Source organism: Rhizobium sp. 0TCS1.26 (assembly GCF_050455525.1).
Classification (GTDB): domain Bacteria; phylum Pseudomonadota; class Alphaproteobacteria; order Rhizobiales; family Rhizobiaceae; genus Neorhizobium.
In genome coordinates this window covers 492,154-510,611 of sequence record NZ_JBCIYV010000001.1, presented here as the reverse complement: position 1 = coordinate 510,611, position 18,458 = coordinate 492,154, and the positions used below count along the sequence as shown (strand labels likewise).

Sequence of the window (18,458 nt, the reverse complement as noted above, 5' to 3'; positions counted from 1 at the left end):
CCCTGTCTTCATTCCGCCGTATGCTTGGCGTCAGGTGGCGATATTTCAACCGAGGATGCCTGATGGTGAACTCCCTTCGATTGTCCTTGCGGCATTCCCTGGCGACCGTGATGGCGCTGACCTTGATCGGCGGATCGGGCGCTCCCGCTCTGTCGCAGACGACGGCACCGGCGGCTGCGACTGCTACTCCGGCACCGGCAAGACAGAACGGCGCGGGTCCGGCATCCGTCGCCGACCTCGCCGAGGGGCTGCTCGACGCGGTCGTCAACATTTCCACCTCGCAAAGCGTCAAATCAGGTGGTAACGGCCCGCAGCCGGTGGTTCCGGATGGCTCGCCGTTCCAGGAGTTCTTCGACGATTTCTTCGACGGGCAGGGCAATCAGCAGGGGAACCGCAAGGTCAATTCGCTGGGCTCCGGCTTCGTCATCGATCCATCCGGCTACGTGGTCACCAACAACCACGTCATTGAAGGCGCCGACGACATCGAGGTGATCTTCCCGAACGGCAACAAGCTGAAGGCGAAGCTCGTCGGCACCGACACCAAGACCGACCTTTCGGTGTTGAAGGTCGAGCCGAAGGCGCCTCTGAAGGCGGTCAAGTTTGGCGATTCCAAACAGATGCGCATCGGCGACTGGGTGATGGCCATCGGCAATCCATTCGGCCTCGGCGGATCGGTCACCGTTGGCATCATCTCGGCGCGTGGCCGCAACATCAATGCCGGCCCCTACGACAATTTCATCCAGACGGACGCGGCAATCAACAAGGGCAATTCCGGCGGTCCGCTGTTCAACATGTATGGCGACGTGATCGGCATCAACACGGCGATCATCTCGCCGAGCGGCGGTTCGATCGGCATCGGTTTCGCGGTGCCGACGGAACTGGCGCAGAACGTCGTGCAGCAGCTGATCGATTTCGGCGAAACGCGGCGCGGCTGGCTCGGCGTGCGTATCCAGCCTGTGACCGACGACGTGGCGGAAAGCCTCGGTCTCGAGAGTGCCCGGGGTGCGCTGGTGTCCGGCGTCATCAAGGGCGGACCGGTCGACAACGGCGTGGTGAAGGCCGGCGACGTCATCCTGACCTTCGACGGCAAGCCGGTGAAGGAGATGCGCGACCTGCCGCTCGCGGTCGCCGAGAGCACCGTCGGCCGCGAAGTCGATGTTGTCCTCATGCGCGACGGAAAGCAGCAGACCGTCAAGGTGACGCTCGGTCGGCTGGAAGACAGCGCCGATGCCGGCGATCCGTCTGATCCGGCGCTTGCCGAAGGCGAACAGCAGACGCCGGACGCCGATGCAGACAAGGGACAAGATGCCGCCGAGGGTCCGGTCGAGGCGTTCGGCATGACGATCGCGGTGCTGGACGATGAACAGCACAAGGCCTTCAAGATCGCCGAAAGCGTCGAGGGCGTGGTGATCACCGCTGTTGCGCCCGGCTCGCCCGCCGCGGAAAAGGGCCTGAAGGCCGGCGAGGTGATCGTCGAGGTCGCACAGGACTTCATGGCCTCCCCGAGCGATGTTACCGCCCGCTTCGAGGCGTTGAAGGGCGAGGGCCGTCGCAACGCCCACATGATGGTCGCCGGCGCCAACGGCGAACTGCGCTTCGTCGCGCTGCCGCTGGAATAGTTGAGAAGGCACTCCGGTTCAGCCGGGGTGCCTTTCCAGCTCGGCGGGGTTGATCTTCACATAGGTGACGTGGCGCTTCAGGTGCGGGTGGCTGTCAGGCACCCGCGGATGATCGAAATCGAGATTCGGAAAGGCCTTCATTCCGATCCGCTGCATGACGGCGGTCGAACGATGGTTGGAGGCAACCGCGAACGATACGACGCTGCGCAGCCCGCGAACCCGGAAGGCATGATCGAGCAGGGCTGCGGCGGCCTCTGTGACATAGCCATGGCCCCAGAAGCGGGTGGCGAGGCGCCAGCCGATCTCGATCATTTCCGGTGGGAAGATGCCCGGCATGTTGGCCGGCGCCAGACCGCAGAAGCCGACAGCCTCCTGCGTCTCCTTCAACTCGACGGCGTAAAAGCCAAGCCCTTCTTCAAGGATCATCGCGTTCACCCGTTCGAAGAGCAGGTCCGATTCGGCGTGATTGCGACGGAAAGGGAAGAATTCCATCACCTTCGGGTCGGCGTTGATTTCGCGAAACAGGTCGCGGTCCTGCTCGAGCCAGCTGCGCAGCAGCAGCCGCTCGGTCTCAAGGATGATGCGCGGTTCTGTCGCGCCGCTCACGGCGTCACGAAATCGGTCTTGCGGTATCCCTGGATGTAGAGAAGGGCGGTCAGATCCGCGTGGTCGATGCGAATTCTCGCCTGGGCGGCGACGGCAGGCTTTGCGTGCAGCGCGACACCGGCGCCGGCGAGATCCAGCATGCCAAGGTCGTTTGCGCCATCGCCGACGGCCATCGCGTCGTCGGGCGAGATCCCGAGCCGGGCTGCGATTTCCTGCAGTGCGTCGACCTTCGCCTGCTTGCCGAGGATAGGCTCGGCTACGGTGCCGGTGAGGATGCCGTCTTCCTCAAGCAGCACGTTGGCACGGTTCTCATGGAAGCCGAGCATCTGGCCGATGGGACCGGTGAAGACCGTAAAGCCGCCCGATACCAGCGCGGTGTGAAAGCCCTTGGCGCGCATCGTGGCAATCAGTTCCAGACCGCCCGAGGTCAGCGTGATGCGTTTGGCGATGACGTCATCGACGACGCCGACAGGCAGCCCCTTCAGGAGAGCGACGCGCTCCCGCAGCGCCGGCTCAAAGGCGATCTCGCCGTTCATCGCCCGGGCGGTGATCGCCGATACCTGATCCTTCAGCCCGACGACATCCGCCAGTTCGTCGATGCATTCCTGGCCGATCATGGTCGAGTCCATATCGGCGATCAGCAGCTTCTTGCGGCGTGTCTCGACGTCCTGGACCACCACGTCGACCGGTTTGCCGCCGATTGCCGCGCGCAATGCCGCGTAGGACGCCGCCATGTCCGCCTCGTTGCGCAGGGCGATGTCGCAGGCGATGCCATCGGCCAGCCAATAGAGACCGGCGGAATCCACCGCGTCTGCGGCCTGTTCTCCAAGCTTTGCATCGAGGACGGGGTTTGACGGATGGGCAATGAGCGTGGCAACGAGAGCCATGATGACAAACCTTCGGGACGATTGCGAGGCCATCCTGATAACCGGGCCGACGGCCAGCGGCAAGTCGGCGCTCGCCATGCAACTGGCGCGCAAGCATCGCGGCGTGGTGATCAACGCCGACAGCATGCAGGTCTATGATACGCTGCGGGTGCTGACCGCAAGGCCTTCAGAGGAGGAGATGGGTGGCATCGACCACAGGCTCTACGGACATGTGCCTGCGCGAAACGCCTATTCCACCGGTGACTGGCTGAGGGACGTCGAGCAGCTGTTGCCGGTCCTTCGCCAAGAGGGACGTCTGCCCGTCTTCGTCGGCGGCACGGGTCTCTACTTCAAGGCGCTGACAGGCGGGCTCTCGGAGATGCCGGCCATTCCCGCCGACATCCGCGACCGGTGGCGCAGCCGGTTGGTCGCCGAGGGGGCTGAGCCGCTGCACGCGGCGCTTGCGGAGGTGGACCCGGTGATGGCCCGGCGACTTCGGCCGAGCGATGGACAGCGCATCGTGCGCGCGCTCGAAGTGATGGAGGCGAGCGGCCGATCGATCGGCGAACTCCAGGAGCATAAGGGTCCGATGCTGATCGATCCGCAGCGGGCCGAAAAGATCATCGTGTTGCCGGATCGCCGGCTCCTGCACGAGCGGATCAATCGGCGTTTTGGCCTGATGCTGGACGGCGGAGCCATCGCGGAGGTGACGGCATTGCGGCAGCTCGATCTGCCCCCGGCTGCGCCGGTACTGCGGGCGATCGGCGTCGCCGAGATCGGTGCCATGCTGACTGGGAATATGGAGCGGAAAACGGTGATCGAGCGCGGCTCGGCGCTGACCCGGCAGTATGCCAAGCGACAGATGACATGGTTCCGCAATCAGATGGACGACAGCTGGGTGCGTCTCGATCCATTTGGCGGCAACTGACGGTTTCGCCTCAGTCCTTGTCGTAGAGGCTGCTCAGCGGCTTGCGCAGCAGGCTTTCGCGCAGCGATCCCTCGCGGCGCACGAGCGTACTCCTTGTCCCCGCAGTATCATCGACACCAAAGGGGCGGAACGGCGAGGATGCGGCACTGTCTCGCGGCGGCTCGCGGCGGATAACCCGTGTTTCGGCTGCAGCGGCCGCGTCAAGCCGTGTGCCGGGAAGCATGTCCGGGCGGTAAGGCTCGAGCTCCGGCTGAAGCGTCGGAGGGGCTGTAGCGAGCGTCTCACCGCGCAGTTCTTGCTCCCAGCGCGCCACCTCGGCATCACCGGCATCTGTTTCGGAGCCGCTCACGTCGCGATGGTTGCTGGCGGCCATGCTGCGCTGGAAGCTCGCGATGTCCGGTCCGGATACCGCACGCATGCGTGCGACAACGGCGCGCAGATCGACGTTGTCCGGCGTTACTTCGGAGCCCTTGTCGGAAACCCCGTTGGCCTTGGGCAACATGTTCTTTTCGACGCGGGCAAAGTTCATGCGCATCGGAACGGCGATCGCTTCGCCGAATGCGATCGCCTCGCCATTGCCGATCGACGACAGGAAGCTGGTCGTCGAAAGAGAGGAATTCGGGATGGCCGAGCGGATGATCTCCTGGTCCCGGTCGTTGGCAAGCCGCATCGCAAACACGGTCGAGCACTGCGACAGGATGGTCTGGTCGAGTTCGCCGGGCCGCTGGGTGATGACGCCGAGCGACACGCCGTATTTGCGGCCTTCCTTGGCGATGCGGGCGATCGCCTGGCGGGTCGGGAAGAAGCCCAGCTCACGATCGGCGGGAACATAGCGGTGCGCTTCCTCGCAAACTACCAGCATGTGGATCGCGCCATCGCTCCACAGCGCCAGTTCGAACGACATGCGGCAGAGGATCGAGGCGACGGAATTGACGACTTCCGAGGGAATGCCGGCGAGCTGGAAGGTCGAGATCGGGCGGTCGCCGCCCGGAATGCGGAAGATATGGGCGATGGTCTCCATGATCGTGTCGTTGATCGTGTTGTTGGAGAACATGAAGTGGTAGCGCGGATCGTTGATGGCGGCCGTCAGGCGTACCTTCAGCGCCCGCAGCGCCGGCTTTTCGGCGCGGCCCTCGAGCCGCCCGATCCGCTCGTCGATCAATGCCAGCAGGTCCGCCATCCGGTAGGGCACCGGCGTATCGGCCGTCACCGAGCTTTTTTCCGTGCTGCGGCGCATCAGCGAACTGTCGCCGCCGCGGAAGGCGCGCTTGGCTTCCGGAATGACGTCGCGAAGGATGTCCAGCTCTTCGGGGACCGGCTGGCGACCACGGAAGATGACTTCGGCGAATTCGTCGAGGCGCATCAGCCAGAAGGGAAGATCCAGCGTGTCGGTGTCGATGACGACTGCCTTGTTGGGGAAGGCGGCAGCGAATTCGTTGTGCGGATCGAGGATTAGCACCCGCAGTTTCGGATCCACCTCGATCGCCTTGTGAAGCAGCAGCGATACGGCCGTCGACTTGCCGACGCCGGTGGAGCCGACAATGGCGAAGTGCTTGGACAGCATGGACGGGATATGGATCGCGGCATCGATCGTCTCGTCCTGCGTCAGCCTGCCGATGACGCAGGTATCGGCCTTGCCGGTATCATAGATGCGGATGAGGTCGGCGGAGCGGATGCGGTGGGCGATGGCGCCGAGATAGGGATAGCTGGTGATGCCGCCGGAAAACTCTTCGCGGCCGTCTTCGCCGACGCGAACCTCGCCAAGCAGTTCGACCTCGATGTGAAATTCGTTGTCGGCGGCTTCCGTCCAGTCCTGCGAGCCGGTGGACATGGAGCAGGTGAGGGCGACAACGCGGTTGTTGCCGACGCTGATCGAGATCAGCCGTCCGACGGACCAGAGTTCGGTGAGATCCGTGGTGCCGCGTTCGGCGACGGCCGCGATCGTCGCGCGCGAGCCGCTGCAGGCCACCACGCGGCCAAGCAGCCGGTTGCGGGGATGAAAGCCGTCGCGCCGATCCTGTTCGCCAGCCGAAATCGAGTGCTGAAGCTCGTGGTTACGCAAGAGACGGCCCCTGTACTCGGGCTCAGCCAGGCATTTCACCCAACGGTCACGCGCCCGCTCAAACGGCGACCATAGAGGCGTGCGCTTAACAAGATCTTTCCGCTTCGACGGGCTTCTCCCGAGCTCCGGCCGAGCGAAAGCGGCCTCTGGCGTTTTATTGCGCAATTGCATTGACGAACGGAAATTTTATGACTAACTGTTCGGCCCATGAACAGATCGAACGCACTTATCGTGGTGGGACGGCGCATGGGCAGGACGGAGTAACCGTCCGGCGATAGCCACCCATGCGCAAACCAAGGCTCCTCCAGGGGCCTTTTTTTATGCCTTCAACCAGGCCTCGGCCTCGTTTCAAACAGCAGCAGACGGAATTGCGACATGACGGGTACAGACAATCGGATGACTGGGGCGGAAATCGTTCTGAAGGCTCTGAAGGATAATGGCGTAGAGCATCTCTTCGGTTATCCCGGCGGCGCCGTCCTGCCGATCTATGACGAGATCTTCCAGCAGGACGATATCAAGCACATCCTCGTCCGTCATGAGCAGGGTGCCGGTCACGCTGCAGAAGGCTACGCACGTTCGACCGGCAAGGTCGGTGTCATGCTGGTCACGTCCGGCCCGGGCGCCACCAACGCCGTGACGCCGCTGCAGGACGCGCTGATGGATTCGATCCCGCTCGTCTGCCTGACCGGCCAGGTTCCGACAACGCTGATCGGTTCCGACGCCTTCCAGGAATGCGATACGGTCGGCATCACCCGGCCGTGCACCAAGCACAACTGGCTGGTCAAGGACGTCAACGAGCTGGCTTCGACCATCCACGAGGCGTTCCGGATCGCCCAGACGGGACGTCCCGGCCCGGTCGTCGTCGATATCCCGAAAGACATCCAGTTCGCCACGGGCACCTATACGGCGAAGGCCGACCATGTCGTGCAGAAGAGCTACAAGCCGAAGATCGAAGGCGATCTCAATGCCGTGCGCGCCGCGGTCGAGCTGATGGCCTCGGCGAAGCGTCCGGTCTTCTATACGGGCGGCGGCGTCATCAACTCCGGTCCGGAAGCATCCAAGCTGCTGCGCGAACTGGTCGAACTCACCAACTTCCCGATCACATCGACGTTGATGGGGCTCGGCTCGTATCCGGCCTCCGGCCCGAACTGGCTCGGCATGCTCGGCATGCACGGATCCTACGAAGCCAACATGGCGATGCACGACTGTGACGTCATGGTCTGCATCGGGGCGCGCTTCGACGACCGCATCACCGGCCGCCTGAACGCCTTTTCTCCCAACTCGCGAAAAATCCACATCGACATCGATCCGTCGTCGATCAACAAGAACGTCCATGTCGACATCCCGATCCTCGGGGATGTCGGCCGGGTGCTGGAAGACATGGTCCGGTTGTGGCGGGCGCTGCCGCAGAAGCCGGCAAAAGACCAGACTGCCGAATGGTGGCAGAGCGTCAAAAGCTGGCGGGGCCGCAACTCGTTCGCCTACAAGAACTCGTCGGACGTCATCATGCCGCAATACGCCATCCAGCGGCTCTACGAGGCGTCCAAGGGCCGCGAGACCTTCATCACCACCGAGGTCGGCCAGCACCAGATGTGGGCGGCGCAGTTCTTCGGTTTCGAGGAGCCGAACCACTGGATGACCTCCGGCGGCCTCGGCACGATGGGCTACGGCCTGCCGGCGGCCATCGGCGTGCAGGTGGCGCATCCGGATGCGCTGGTCATCGACATTGCCGGCGATGCATCCATCCAGATGTGCATCCAGGAAATGTCCTGCGCCATCCAGCACAATCTGCCGGTCAAGATCTTCATCCTCAACAACCAGTACATGGGGATGGTCCGCCAGTGGCAGCAGCTGTTGCACGGCAACCGGCTGTCGAATTCCTATACGGAAGCAATGCCGGACTTCGTCAAGCTGGCGGAAGCCTATGGGGCGGTCGGCATGTACTGCGACGATCCGCGCGAGCTCGACGAGAAGCTGGAAGAGATGGTGGCGGTCAAGCGTCCGGTGATCTTCGACTGCCGCGTCGCAAACCTTGCCAACTGCTTCCCGATGATCCCGTCCGGCAAGGCGCATAACGAGATGCTGCTTCCCGACGAGGCGACGGACGAAGTGGTCGCGACCGCCATCGACGCCAAGGGCCGACAGCTGGTTTGATCGCAGGAGAGGGACGCGAGCACGCAGAGCGTTAGCATAATCCAGTCGGAGCGAATTTCCCCGGGCGATCGAGGCGCTCGCACGGGGCATGGATTTCGCCGATGCGATGCATGTGTGCCTGATGGAACAACACGAAACCTTGGTCACCTTCGACCGGATAAGCCTCGCCAACCAGCATGTGAACTCAGCCAGCATTACGCTGGCTTCCTGAACCAAGACATCCGAGGAAACGGACACACGATGAACGCACATCTTCAGCCGACCGGCTCTGCCTACTTCATCACACCGGAAACGGCCAAGGAAGAGCGCCATACGCTCTCGGTCCTGGTGACCAACGAGCCCGGCGTGCTTGCGCGGGTCATCGGGCTGTTCTCGGGGCGCGGCTACAACATCGAGAGCCTGACGGTATCCGAGACGGAGCACGAGTCGCATCTGTCGCGGATTACCATCGTCACCACCGCCACACCCGGTGTGCTGGAGCAGATCAAGGCGCAGCTGGACCGCATCATTCCGGTCCATCGGGTCGTCGACCTGACGGTGCGGGCCAACCAGCTCGGCCAGGAACGGCCGATCGAGCGCGAGGTGGCGCTGGTCAAGGTCACCGGCACCGGCGAGGGGCGCGCCGAAACGCTGCGGCTGGCCGACGCCTTTCATGCCAAGGTCGTGGATGCGACCGTGACGCATTTCATTTTCGAAATCACGGGCAAGTCGTCGAAGATCGACCAGTTCGTGGCGATCATGAAGCCGCTCGGCCTGATCGAAGTCTGCCGCACCGGCATCGCCGCGATGAACCGCGGCGCCCAGGGGATGTGACTATCACTGTTGCCTGAAGCGGCACAATCGAATCCCGGCAAAGACTTGGCTGCCTTGGCTGGGAAATCGATTCCGCTGCTTCAAGCATAGGATCAAAGCATTTCGAGGGGCTGCTTGCGTTGCGGCGGCGGAAATGCGGCGTCCAGGGCAGCCCAGTCCGAATCGCTGATGTCGAGTTCAAGCGCGCCGATGTTCTCCTCGACGCGCGCGACCCGGCCCGTCTTGGGAATGGCCACGACATTGTCTCGCTCGAGAACGAAGGCCAGCGCGACCTGCGCCGGCGTCGCCTGATTGGTCTTGGCGATTCGGATCAGTTCCGGATGGCGCAGCAGCCGGCCCTGTTCGATGGGGGAATAGGCCATCACGGCGATGCGCCGCTCCTGGCACCAGGGCAGCAGGTCATACTCGATGCCGCGCCGAGACAGGTTGTAAAGCACTTGGTTGGCAGCGCAGTTCCCGCCGCCCGGAACATTCATCAGTTCCTCCATGTCCTCAACGTCGAAGTTCGAGACGCCCCAGTGGCGGATCTTTCCTGCGGATTTCAAAGCCTCAAGGCCGGCGACCGTTTCCGACAGTGGATGCTCGCCGCGCCAGTGAAGCAGATAGAGGTCGAGGCGATCGGTGCCCAGTCGCTTCAGGCTTTGCTCGCAGGCAGCTATCACACCCTTCTGGCTGGCATTCCACGGATAGACCTTGCTGACGAGGAAGACATCGTCGCGGCGCCCGCGGATCGCCTCGCCGACCAGTTTCTCGGCTGCACCCTCGCCGTACATCTCAGCCGTGTCGACCAAGGTCATGCCCTTGTCTACTGCAGCCCGAATGGCCGCGATCTCGTTCGGACGCTCGTCCGCAACCTCTCCCATCTTCCAGGTGCCGATGCCGAGCGCCGGGATCTCCTCTCCGGATGGCAGGCTGGCGTAGGGCATATCTGCGTGCATGACGTTCTCCCAAGATGTATGTCCCTGGACATAAGGGCGGAGAGCCATGCTTCAAGCCGTGGCACTGACGATGCTACCGCCCGGGAGCGGTAGCATCGCATTTCAGAGTTCCGATAACTGATCAAAGCTTTGATCAGTTGAAATGCTTGGCGCGCAGCCTGCAGTCCTCGTCGGACTCGCGGTTGGGAACGCCGACAATGTAGGTTTCGGCGAAGGTTTCCGGATTGTTCATCGCCTCCGACTTCAACTCATTGGCGAAGGTCTCTGCGGGATTGCCGAAGATGAAGGGAGCTGCCACCGTGACGCTGACATGTCCAGCCGGAGGATTGGGCGGTGCCTGGTCGAACTGCGCCTCGAAGCTCGAGAAGTTGCGGATCGGCGATGTGCTGCCGATATTCGGCAAGGCATTCACCGTGTCCATCTGCAGGGCGCACTGGAAGTTCTGCGGCGCGTTGAAGATGGAGTTGAGGGTCTTGTTGAACGACAGCGTCAAGTTGAACGCGAACCGGTTCGTGCGCATGTCCAGAGCGCCCTGATTGTCGGTCAGGAGACCTCTGTAGATGAGTTCAGCCGAGGCGGGACCGGCGGCAACCAGCGAGATGGTCATGAGGCCTGCTGCGAGGGCCGCTTTCGCGAGCCGGCTGAGGATGTTTACGGAAATTGTCATGTCTGTTCTCCGAGGTTTGAGGGCTGCATTTTCCGCACGTCTGTGCGGTCACGCCGGCATCCGCCCTGCCGGAGTTCATCTGGCCGACCATGGTCTGGCCGGCCCGCATCGATCTTGTTGCTGACGAGACCGGCGCTCAGTCGTCGCGGTCGCTCGGCCTGATGATGTTGTCCGGGCCGAGGATCACGGACCGGCTGGGTCGGCTGGGACTGAATTCGACGAGCTGGCTGATCCCGAGATTGTCCGGTTCGATTGCCTCGCCAGTGCATTGATCGCCGAAGTGCACAAAGATGCGTCCCGGCTCGACAATGAAGTCTGTCGTCACATTGGCGTGGAACCGGGAAATCAGCAGCGGCGCTCCGCCCAGGGCGACCCCGTGGTAGATCATGTGCTCGAAGCGAGCGTTCAGCTGACGGATGGTCAGCGCACCCCGCGTTCCGTCGGTGCGCAGGTTGGCGAAGGCGGGCGCACCGTAATCGTCGCGGTCGATATCGATCGCATTGTCGCGGTCGAAGTCGCCGATCACTTCTTCCGACGGACGAAAACGACGGCGCCGGCCGATGAGGTGTCGTTCGCCCCATACGAAGCTCAGCGTGTCCGACCAGGCGAAGGTGACGCTCGTTCCCGGTGCTGCGGGTCTGACGTGCCAGGCGAGGCTGACGATATGCGGCGACGCGTCGATGCGGGGCGGAACGCCAAACAGCACGAAGCAGCCGTGCATGCGAGAGTGGTTGGTGCAGGTCAGTTGGTAATCCGACATTGCCGGCCTCCTTGGATGAGCATCGGTTGGGTGGGCGGCCGTCGTCGGCACGGCCGCCCACATGCGTCAGGACACAGCGATCATGTTTTCGAGATTGAGGACCGCGGTGCGGCTGGTCTGGGCACCGCCGTAGGTGACCTCGACGGCCGTGGTGACATCCTCGATGTCGATGACGTCGCCGGTCTCGAAGTTGCCGAAGATCACCCAGTAGTTCGGATGCGGGGTGAAGACGGCCGTCATGTTCGGCTGGGCCTGGACGACGAAGGTGCCGGAGCCGGCCATGCCGATGCCGACCGAGGTGGCGTTCGGCTGGACGTTCGACAGCTGCTTGACGGTGAGCGAGCCGAGCGAGCCGCCGGATGTCGGGCCGGCGAAGGTCGTCGCGCCGTACTGATCCTTCTTCAGCTGGATCAGGTTGAGGCCGTTCGGATCAGCCGGAACCACCTGAGACGCGGAGAAGTTGATGCCGGGCCGCAGGACGCCGGTCTCCGACCAGATGAAGCTGTAGTCGAGCCCCCAGGTGAAGGTGACGCGGCTGTTGGGAGCGGTCGGGCGGGCGAACCAGGCAAGCGAGAAGACATTGCCGGGCGTCGTCGTCGGCGGCGCCTTCTGAAACACGGCGAAGCTGCCGGAAAGCTGGGAATCGTTGATGCAGGTGAGCGAGTAGGTGGTCATGGATCTGCCTTTCCTTGGCGTTTGTCCCCGGAAAAGGGAGCCGACGCCCTGGGGGCGGCGCCGGCTCATCCGTCTCTTGCCGGGCGGGCGGGCGCCGGGGAGCGGATTGGTTGCCGCCCGACGGTACGGGCGGGCACAGGTTCGCGGGCCGCAGCGGCGGGAGGCCGCTTTGCGTCGGCGATATTCGGATCGTGTGTGGTCTCTGGTGCCGGAGCCGCGTGACAGCGCCCGGCTGGTCTTGCAGCAGCAGCTGCGGCCCGTCTGAATGGCGGAAACGCCTGCTGGAATGACCTGACGATAGCCGCGCACGGTGCAGGCGTCGTGGGACGTGCGTCCCGACAATCAGCATCAGCGTCCCGATTTCCGATTGTGACAGATGGGTTTCGGAGCAGAGCCTCAGAGACCCTTGAGCTGTGTCAGCCACTCGACGAGGCGTTGGGCGGGCTCACCTGCGACGCCTGCGGGAATGTCCAGGCTGCCCTGCCGGGCCTGCCTGCGGTAGGCGCGCGGCGTCGTTCCGTAGGCTTGCTTGAACAGCCGGCTGAAGTGGGTCTCGTCGGGAAATCCATTGTCGTAGGCGATTTCGCCGATCTGCCGGTGAGCGGTGGCCGGGTCGGCAAGCGCCACCAGCGAGCGCCGCAGACGACGTCGACGAATGTAGGTCTCGACACCACCACTTGCCTGGAACTGGCGGAACATCTGCGTGCGGGAGAGCGCGAACCGCTTGAGCAGGAATGCCGGATTGAGGTCGATGCGATCGAGATTGTCTTCGATGAAGCGCCGGAGGTCTGGGGCATGACGGGAAACGGTGGCCGTCGATGGGCTCGCGTCGGGGCCTTCGAAGCAGAAGGTGATCGGCGTCTTCAGAACAGAGGCCAGCGCCATGGCTTCGCCGCGCTCCGCATAGGACGCCATCTGAACGAGCATCCGCGCCAAGTCCTCCAGAAACCGCGAGGCAACCCGGTGCGGGCGCAGGACCCGGAAGGCAACGGGATCCGGCGGCGCCACCGCAAGCGGCAGAAACAGACGCGGGATGATCAGGTGGATCGTCTCGCCAGGCGAGAAGACGCAAGTCATCGGCGTGCGAAGATCGAGGATGGATACGTCGCCCGGTCGCATGCGCCGGGCATTGGGATCAGCAAAACGGATCTGGCCGCCGACGACAATCGTGACGATGAAGTGGTCGTGGTCGTCGCGTGTGACTGTGAGCGGCGTCCGCGATAGCCGCCCGCCGCTACTTTCAACGTGACAGGCAAGGAAGAAGCCCAGGTGATAGACCGTCAGCTTGCCGTAGAAGGGGCGACCGGTGGACGGAGATCTCGCCGGCTGCCAGTCGAGCAGAGACGAAAACAACCGCCGCCAGTCGCCGGCTGGATCGGTGCCGTCAGCGGAAAACTCGACCCGTTCTACCGGATCGGTTGGATCCGCGAAAACGTCGCTGATCGGCTCGCTCGCTTGCACGGATGTCCTCAACCACTTACGCGAGCAGGAATATAATCACATTATCTCAGGTTGTATAGATGGGATTTGCAAACGCCTTGGGTTGCCACGACCAGCCCTCTCCGCGACAGATCAAGGCGCCGGGAAGGCGCTGCAGTACTTGACCCAGGTTTCGCGGAATGCTGTCTTCGGGTGCAAGACAGAGGTTCCCCGATGACCGACAGCGAACACCACGACCACCATCACCACGAGCACGATCATCACCACGACAACAGCTACACCGACATGCAGGCGCGCGTTCGGGCGCTGGAAACGCTGCTGACGGAGAAGGGCCTGATCGATCCGGCAGCGCTCGATGCGATCGTCGAAACCTATGAAACGAAAGTCGGTCCGCGCAACGGCGCGCGGGTGGTGGCGAAGGCGTGGTGCGAGCCGGACTTTGCTGCGTGGCTGAGAGCGGATGCGACGGCTGCGATTGCCAGACTTGGCTTTACCGGGCGCCAGGGCGAGCACATGCGGGCGGTCTTCAACACGCCGGAGACCCACAACATCGTCGTCTGCACCCTGTGCTCCTGCTATCCTTGGGCGGTGCTCGGCCTGCCGCCTGTGTGGTACAAGGCGCCGGCCTACCGTGCCAAGGCCGTCATCGATCCGCGCGGGGTGCTTGCCGAGTTCGGCGTGACCCTTGCCGGCGACACCAGGGTTAGGGTGTGGGACTCGACCGCCGAACTGCGATATCTCGTGGTGCCGCAAAGGCCGGCGAACACCGAATACTGGAACGAAGACCAGCTGGCGAAGCTCGTGACGCGTGACTCGATGATCGGGACGGGGCTTGCACTTGCACCGGAGGGGGCTCGATGAACGGTCCGCACGATCTCGGCGGCCAGATGGGTTTCGGAGCGGTCTCTCCTGAGCCCGATGAACCGTATTTTCACGCGGACTGGGAAAAACGGGCGCTGGGCATCACGCTCTCCTGCGGAGCCTTCGGCGCCTGGACCATCGACGAAAGCCGGCATGCCCGCGAAAGCATTCCGCCGGCCACCTATCTTTCCGCCAGCTATTACGAGATCTGGATCCGTGCGCTGGAGGTTCTTCTCGAGCGGCATGGCTTCGTGTCGATGGCCGAACTCGCCACGGGCCGCAAGCTTGCCGAGCCGGCGACGCCGAAGCGGGTGCTGACGGCGGACCTGGTGGGGGGCGTTCTGGCCAAAGGTGGACCTTGCGATCGGCCGGTCGACGAGCCGCCGCGCTTCGTGGTCGGCCAGGACGTGCGCACGAAGAATTTCAATCCAGTCACGCATACGCGGCTGCCGCGCTACGCGCGCGACAAGCTCGGCCGGATCGAGGCGATCCAGGGCTCCTTCGTCTATCCGGACGACAATGCCCATGGTGCGGGCGAAAACCCGCAATGGGTCTACACCGTCGTCTTTGACGGACCGGAGATCTGGGGCGAGGGAAGTGATCCGATGCTCAGCGTCTCGATTGATGCCTGGGAGAGCTATCTTGAGCCGGTGTAACGTGCCTTCGAACCTGCTTCAGTCGCCCGGCCTCCCGCGATCGGACGAAGGAGATCCGGTGTTTGCCGAACCGTGGCAGGCGCAGGCCTTTGCCATGACCGTGCACCTGCACGAGCGGCAGGTGTTCGAGTGGAGCGAGTGGGCGCAGCATCTGTCGGAAGAGGTGCACCGGCCGGAGCGCGCGGCGGATGGGTCAGACTATTTCGACGCATGGGTGGCGGCGCTGACGCGCCTGCTGGAGGCCAAGGGTGTAGCCGATACCGACATGGTTCTCGCCTTGCAGAGGAGTTGGCAGCGGGCTGCCGAAGCGACGCCACACGGCCAGCCGATCGCGCTTGCCAACGATCCTGGACGCCGGTGATCGCCTGATCTTCAGGCGGGCAGCTGACGGTAGGTTTCCTCGGCGACCTGCCGCAGCACGTCACGCGGAACCTCGCCGGTGATCGCGTAGCCGAAGCCGTTGTCGATCCAGTAGAAGGTGTCGACCTTGCCACTGCCGGCAAAGCGAAAGCTCGTCTGTCGATCGTCGGCGTTTCGCCCGACCAGCAGCGTCAGCCGCTTGCCCTTGTCGTCCTCATACATGAAAAGCGCACCGGCCTGGCCCTCCACAGGTACCAGCCTGCCGCCGACCAGGTGAAACCCGAGGGCCGACAGGTTCGGGACTTTCAGGTTGGCATGCGACAGGCGCTTGCCGAGCCAGGTGGCGAGATGCGCCTCCTCGGCGGCCGCGACCTCGACGGGATGGCGAACCTCGCTCGCATAGATCAGATAGGCGGCACGCGCCTCGTCCGGCAGTTCCGTCTCCTGCACCAGGAGCTGGGGATCATGGCTCGCGACTGTCGGCAGGTAATGGCCGGCTGCGGCACCGGCGACGAAGAGCGCAAGGCCTGCTGCGAGGTTGCGCCATCCGGTACCCAGCGCCGGGCGATGACGAAGCAGCTCTCCATCCTCGGCGGTCGACCGGGCGTAGCCGGAAAACGCAGCACGGATCGCCAGGCTCTGCGCCTGCCACTCTGCGATACGCGCGGCATCCTGCGGACTGCTCTCCAGCCATTGGCGAACTTCACTCTGCCGCCCTGCGTCGAGCAGCCCGTCGGCAAAGGCGTGCAACTCTTCCTCGCTCGGCCGCTCGGTCTCTGAAATCATGTCGGTCTCCTCAGCGGAACGATGTTTTCCGCCTTCATGTAATCGCCGACCTTCTGGCGTGCCCGCGCCAGGCGCGACATCACGGTGCCGATCGGCAGGTCGAGCAGCCCGGCGGCCTCGGCGTAGGAACAGCCTTCGACGACCACCAGCATCAGGACGGCACGCTGCTCTGCCGGCAGGTTGTCGAGCGCGGCGAGCAGCCTCTTCCGCTGCAGGGGATCCGATACCGGATCCTGCGTCGCAACGTGCGCGGCCTCGGCCAGGTCGACGCTCGGATGACGGCTGCGGGTGCGGACGCCGTTGCGGTAATGGTTCGTCACGATCGACAGCAGCCAGCCACGTAGATTGAGGCCGCGCCACTGACGACGTTGTTTGAGGGCCGCCTCGAGACTGTCCTGCAACAGGTCTTCCCCCTCCGTATCCGACCGGGCAAGGCTGCGCGCATAGCGGCGGAGCGCCGGCAGCAGGGCGAGGACCTGTCCCTCGAAGCTCTGGTCGTCCGGGTGGTTCATCGGCAAACCCTAGAGCGGATCAGTCGGGATTGACACCGCCTGATCCGCGTCGGTGAAGGCTCAGGGCTTGGCCAGTTCCCAGGTGCCGTTGACGCCGTCGCCGGTAATGTCACCGGCCTTGGTGTCCTTGATCCAGTAGTAGAGCGGCATGCCGCCCTTAGCCCATTGCTTGGAGCCGTCCTTGCGGGTGATGACGGTGAAGCCGCCTTCATCCTTGGCGCCTGCGGCGGCCATCAGCGGCGGCCAGTTTACAGCGCAGGGGCCGTCGCAATTGGACATGCCCATGCTGTCCTTCTTGAAGGTGTAGAGCGTCATTCCGGTCTCGCCGGCGAGCGCCTTGCCCTTCGCGGTATCGATGGTCTTGACCGGTGCGCCGGCGGCCAGTGCGATGGTTGCAGAGACGGCGAGCGCGGCGGCCGTTGCGATCATGCGGAGCGAAGTCATGGATGGTCCTCCCAGGTTCGTGAAGCGGGCGAGTGCCCGGCAGCTATGAGACACCGAGGGGCAGCGTTTTATTCCGTTGGCTCGCGTATTTCTTCACGAGCCGCGCATTTGATCCTCTTTCGTTCTTTCCGGTTGCGCATGCCGCACGAATCCTGCGAAGAGGGACGATGCAGTTTGCTCCACAACAGGACGAGGCCCTGAAGGCCGTTTCGAAATGGCTGAAGGACGGTCGCAGCCAAGTGTTCCGATTGTTCGGCTATGCCGGTACCGGCAAGACGACGCTTGCCAAACATTTTGCCGAGAATGTCGACGGTGAGGTTCTGTTCGCTGCATTCACCGGCAAGGCGGCGCAGGTGCTACGCTCGCGGGGAGCCTCCAATGCAAAGACCATCCATTCGCTGATCTACCGGCCGCGCGGCGAGGAAGCCGTGGAGAACGAGGAAACCGGCAAGACTTCCGTGTCGCCGATGTTCTCGATCAACCGCCAGAGCCCGCTTGCCAAGGCGGCGCTGATCATCATCGACGAATGCTCGATGGTCGACGAGCAGCTCGGCCGCGATCTGATGAGTTTCGGCAGGCCGATCCTGGTGCTCGGCGATCCGGGACAGCTACCTCCGGTATCCGGCGGCGGCTTCTTCACCGAGCAGGAGCCGGACTACCTGCTCACCGACATCCACCGCCAGGCGCGCGACAATCCGATCATCCAGCTTGCCATGCAGGTTCGCGAGGGCAAGGAGATCATGCACGGCGACTACGGCACCGCGCAGGTGATCTCCCGCAACGACGTCAACCAGACGCTGGTGCTGGAGGCGGACCAGGTGCTGGTGGGCACCAACAAGACCCGGCGTCGCTATAATCAGCGGCTGCGCGAGCTGAAGGGTTTCAATCAGCCTTACCCACAGTCGGGCGACAAGCTCGTGTGCCTCCGCAACGACCCGACCAAGGGGCTGCTCAACGGCTCGCTGTGGCAGGTGATGAGTTCGTCGCGGGAGACGGTGAAGCCGGGCATCAACCTGATGATCCGCCCGGAAGACGACGACATGAACCGCGGTGCGTCCAAGATCAAGCTGCTCAAGCAGGCGTTCGAGGAAGAGGGCGAGATCCCCTGGACGACCCGCAAGCGCTATGACGAGTTCGATTTCGGCTATGCGCTGACGGTGCACAAGTCGCAGGGCTCGCAGTGGAACAACGTCGTGCTGTTCGACGAGAGCTGGGCGTTTCGCGACACCCGCGAGCGCTGGCTCTACACAGCAATCACCCGGGCCGCCGAGACCATCACCATCGTTCGTTGATGTCGTCCGGGCCCCGTCG

General features: G+C 63.7%; 20 protein-coding genes. 9 read left to right on the top strand and 11 right to left on the bottom strand.

Going from position 1 to position 18,458, the window contains the following annotated elements; translation table 11 throughout:
- Positions 1-62 precede the first annotated feature (62 nt).
- Complete coding sequence (locus AAIH46_RS02495; RefSeq protein ID WP_430303944.1) at positions 63-1,619, top strand: Do family serine endopeptidase; 1,557 nt, start codon at positions 63-65, stop codon at positions 1,617-1,619.
- Positions 1,620-1,637: 18 nt separating this feature from the next.
- On the opposite strand, the gene AAIH46_RS02490 is transcribed toward AAIH46_RS02495, so the two are convergent.
- Together AAIH46_RS02490 and serB are read right to left on the bottom strand one after the other, a co-directional pair.
- Positions 1,638-2,225 (bottom strand): GNAT family N-acetyltransferase, encoded by a 588-nt coding sequence (locus AAIH46_RS02490; protein ID WP_430303942.1) that lies wholly within the window; start codon positions 2,223-2,225, stop codon positions 1,638-1,640.
- Positions 2,222-3,112 carry a phosphoserine phosphatase SerB gene (gene serB, locus AAIH46_RS02485; protein ID WP_430303941.1) on the bottom strand — a complete coding sequence of 297 codons (891 nt, stop codon included), beginning with the start codon at positions 3,110-3,112 and terminating at the stop codon, positions 2,222-2,224. Before serB ends, AAIH46_RS02490 begins: the two co-directional genes overlap by 4 nt.
- Here serB and miaA point away from each other — a divergent pair.
- Entirely contained in the window at positions 3,111-4,019 is a 909-nt protein-coding gene (gene miaA, locus AAIH46_RS02480; protein ID WP_430303940.1) for a tRNA (adenosine(37)-N6)-dimethylallyltransferase MiaA, read from the top strand. The genes serB and miaA overlap by 2 nt on opposite strands.
- A gap of 10 nt (positions 4,020-4,029) precedes the next feature.
- On the opposite strand, the gene AAIH46_RS02475 is transcribed toward miaA, so the two are convergent.
- On the bottom strand, positions 4,030-6,081 hold the full coding sequence (locus tag AAIH46_RS02475) for an ATP-binding protein (RefSeq protein ID WP_430303939.1): 2,052 nt from the start codon (positions 6,079-6,081) through the stop codon (positions 4,030-4,032).
- Between the two features lie 375 nt (positions 6,082-6,456).
- On the opposite strand from AAIH46_RS02475, the gene AAIH46_RS02470 reads away from it, so the two are divergent.
- From AAIH46_RS02470 to ilvN, 3 genes are all read left to right on the top strand, one after another.
- A complete protein-coding gene (locus AAIH46_RS02470; RefSeq protein ID WP_430303938.1) occupies positions 6,457-8,235 on the top strand; it encodes an acetolactate synthase 3 large subunit in 1,779 nt (592 codons plus the stop codon).
- Positions 8,236-8,323: 88 nt separating this feature from the next.
- Entirely contained in the window at positions 8,324-8,446 is a 123-nt protein-coding gene (locus AAIH46_RS02465) for a hypothetical protein (RefSeq protein ID WP_430303937.1), read from the top strand.
- A gap of 29 nt (positions 8,447-8,475) precedes the next feature.
- Positions 8,476-9,048, top strand: coding sequence for an acetolactate synthase small subunit (gene ilvN, locus AAIH46_RS02460; protein WP_430303936.1), 573 nt, complete (start codon positions 8,476-8,478; stop codon positions 9,046-9,048).
- 92 nt (positions 9,049-9,140) lie between these two features.
- Here the strand turns inward: ilvN and AAIH46_RS02455 are convergent, their stop codons facing one another.
- The 5 genes from AAIH46_RS02455 to AAIH46_RS02435 form a co-directional block, all read right to left on the bottom strand.
- Positions 9,141-9,986 carry an aldo/keto reductase gene (locus AAIH46_RS02455; RefSeq protein ID WP_430303935.1) on the bottom strand — a complete coding sequence of 282 codons (846 nt, stop codon included), beginning with the start codon at positions 9,984-9,986 and terminating at the stop codon, positions 9,141-9,143.
- 133 nt (positions 9,987-10,119) lie between these two features.
- Positions 10,120-10,653 carry a hypothetical protein gene (locus tag AAIH46_RS02450; RefSeq protein WP_430303934.1) on the bottom strand — a complete coding sequence of 178 codons (534 nt, stop codon included), beginning with the start codon at positions 10,651-10,653 and terminating at the stop codon, positions 10,120-10,122.
- Between the two features lie 136 nt (positions 10,654-10,789).
- Complete coding sequence (locus AAIH46_RS02445) at positions 10,790-11,413, bottom strand: hypothetical protein (protein ID WP_430303933.1); 624 nt, start codon at positions 11,411-11,413, stop codon at positions 10,790-10,792.
- 66 nt (positions 11,414-11,479) lie between these two features.
- Positions 11,480-12,088 carry a protein rhiA gene (locus AAIH46_RS02440; protein WP_430303932.1) on the bottom strand — a complete coding sequence of 203 codons (609 nt, stop codon included), beginning with the start codon at positions 12,086-12,088 and terminating at the stop codon, positions 11,480-11,482.
- 396 nt (positions 12,089-12,484) lie between these two features.
- Positions 12,485-13,549 (bottom strand): helix-turn-helix domain-containing protein, encoded by a 1,065-nt coding sequence (locus AAIH46_RS02435; RefSeq protein ID WP_430303931.1) that lies wholly within the window; start codon positions 13,547-13,549, stop codon positions 12,485-12,487.
- A 192-nt stretch (positions 13,550-13,741) separates the two neighbouring features.
- Between AAIH46_RS02435 and nthA the strand changes: the two genes are divergently transcribed.
- From nthA to AAIH46_RS02420, 3 genes are read left to right on the top strand one after another with little or no spacing between them, the layout of a single operon-like run.
- Positions 13,742-14,389: a nitrile hydratase subunit alpha gene (gene nthA, locus AAIH46_RS02430; RefSeq protein WP_430303930.1), complete on the top strand. Its 648-nt coding sequence runs from the start codon at positions 13,742-13,744 to the stop codon at positions 14,387-14,389.
- Positions 14,386-15,045: a nitrile hydratase subunit beta gene (gene nthB, locus AAIH46_RS02425; protein WP_430303929.1), complete on the top strand. Its 660-nt coding sequence runs from the start codon at positions 14,386-14,388 to the stop codon at positions 15,043-15,045. The genes nthA and nthB overlap by 4 nt, the downstream gene beginning before the upstream one ends.
- A complete protein-coding gene (locus tag AAIH46_RS02420; protein ID WP_430303928.1) occupies positions 15,032-15,406 on the top strand; it encodes a nitrile hydratase accessory protein in 375 nt (124 codons plus the stop codon). The genes nthB and AAIH46_RS02420 overlap by 14 nt, the downstream gene beginning before the upstream one ends.
- An 11-nt stretch (positions 15,407-15,417) precedes the next feature.
- On the opposite strand, the gene AAIH46_RS02415 is transcribed toward AAIH46_RS02420, so the two are convergent.
- Genes AAIH46_RS02415 through AAIH46_RS02405 form a run of 3 tightly spaced genes read right to left on the bottom strand, consistent with a single transcriptional unit; the run spans position 15,418 to position 17,147 of the window.
- Entirely contained in the window at positions 15,418-16,191 is a 774-nt protein-coding gene (locus AAIH46_RS02415; RefSeq protein ID WP_430303926.1) for an anti-sigma factor family protein, read from the bottom strand.
- The gene (locus tag AAIH46_RS02410) at positions 16,188-16,703 is read right to left on the bottom strand and encodes an RNA polymerase sigma factor (RefSeq protein ID WP_430303925.1); all 516 of its coding nucleotides are present in this window, start codon (positions 16,701-16,703) and stop codon (positions 16,188-16,190) included. Before AAIH46_RS02410 ends, AAIH46_RS02415 begins: the two co-directional genes overlap by 4 nt.
- A 60-nt stretch (positions 16,704-16,763) precedes the next feature.
- Positions 16,764-17,147, bottom strand: coding sequence for a COG4315 family predicted lipoprotein (locus AAIH46_RS02405; RefSeq protein ID WP_430303924.1), 384 nt, complete (start codon positions 17,145-17,147; stop codon positions 16,764-16,766).
- Between the two features lie 167 nt (positions 17,148-17,314).
- Between AAIH46_RS02405 and AAIH46_RS02400 the strand changes: the two genes are divergently transcribed.
- Positions 17,315-18,439, top strand: a complete 1,125-nt coding sequence (locus AAIH46_RS02400) for an ATP-dependent DNA helicase (protein WP_430303923.1) — start codon at positions 17,315-17,317, stop codon at positions 18,437-18,439.
- Positions 18,440-18,458 lie beyond the last annotated feature (19 nt).

What these genes read in the sequence shown, in the direction of transcription:
- AAIH46_RS02495 (WP_430303944.1), top strand. Translation starts at nt 63, where the DNA reads ATGGTGAACTCCCTTCGATTGTCCTTGCGGCATTCCCTGGCGACCGTG.
- miaA (WP_430303940.1), top strand. Translation starts at nt 3,111, where the DNA reads ATGATGACAAACCTTCGGGACGATTGCGAGGCCATCCTGATAACCGGG.
- serB (WP_430303941.1), bottom strand. Translation starts at nt 3,112, where the DNA reads ATGGCTCTCGTTGCCACGCTCATTGCCCATCCGTCAAACCCCGTCCTC.
- AAIH46_RS02470 (WP_430303938.1), top strand. Translation starts at nt 6,457, where the DNA reads ATGACGGGTACAGACAATCGGATGACTGGGGCGGAAATCGTTCTGAAG.
- AAIH46_RS02465 (WP_430303937.1), top strand. Translation starts at nt 8,324, where the DNA reads ATGGATTTCGCCGATGCGATGCATGTGTGCCTGATGGAACAACACGAA.
- ilvN (WP_430303936.1), top strand. Translation starts at nt 8,476, where the DNA reads ATGAACGCACATCTTCAGCCGACCGGCTCTGCCTACTTCATCACACCG.
- AAIH46_RS02455 (WP_430303935.1), bottom strand. Translation starts at nt 9,986, where the DNA reads ATGCACGCAGATATGCCCTACGCCAGCCTGCCATCCGGAGAGGAGATC.
- AAIH46_RS02450 (WP_430303934.1), bottom strand. Translation starts at nt 10,653, where the DNA reads ATGACAATTTCCGTAAACATCCTCAGCCGGCTCGCGAAAGCGGCCCTC.
- AAIH46_RS02445 (WP_430303933.1), bottom strand. Translation starts at nt 11,413, where the DNA reads ATGTCGGATTACCAACTGACCTGCACCAACCACTCTCGCATGCACGGC.
- AAIH46_RS02440 (WP_430303932.1), bottom strand. Translation starts at nt 12,088, where the DNA reads ATGACCACCTACTCGCTCACCTGCATCAACGATTCCCAGCTTTCCGGC.
- nthA (WP_430303930.1), top strand. Translation starts at nt 13,742, where the DNA reads ATGACCGACAGCGAACACCACGACCACCATCACCACGAGCACGATCAT.
- nthB (WP_430303929.1), top strand. Translation starts at nt 14,386, where the DNA reads ATGAACGGTCCGCACGATCTCGGCGGCCAGATGGGTTTCGGAGCGGTC.
- AAIH46_RS02415 (WP_430303926.1), bottom strand. Translation starts at nt 16,191, where the DNA reads ATGATTTCAGAGACCGAGCGGCCGAGCGAGGAAGAGTTGCACGCCTTT.
- AAIH46_RS02410 (WP_430303925.1), bottom strand. Translation starts at nt 16,703, where the DNA reads ATGAACCACCCGGACGACCAGAGCTTCGAGGGACAGGTCCTCGCCCTG.
- AAIH46_RS02405 (WP_430303924.1), bottom strand. Translation starts at nt 17,147, where the DNA reads ATGACTTCGCTCCGCATGATCGCAACGGCCGCCGCGCTCGCCGTCTCT.
- AAIH46_RS02400 (WP_430303923.1), top strand. Translation starts at nt 17,315, where the DNA reads ATGCAGTTTGCTCCACAACAGGACGAGGCCCTGAAGGCCGTTTCGAAA.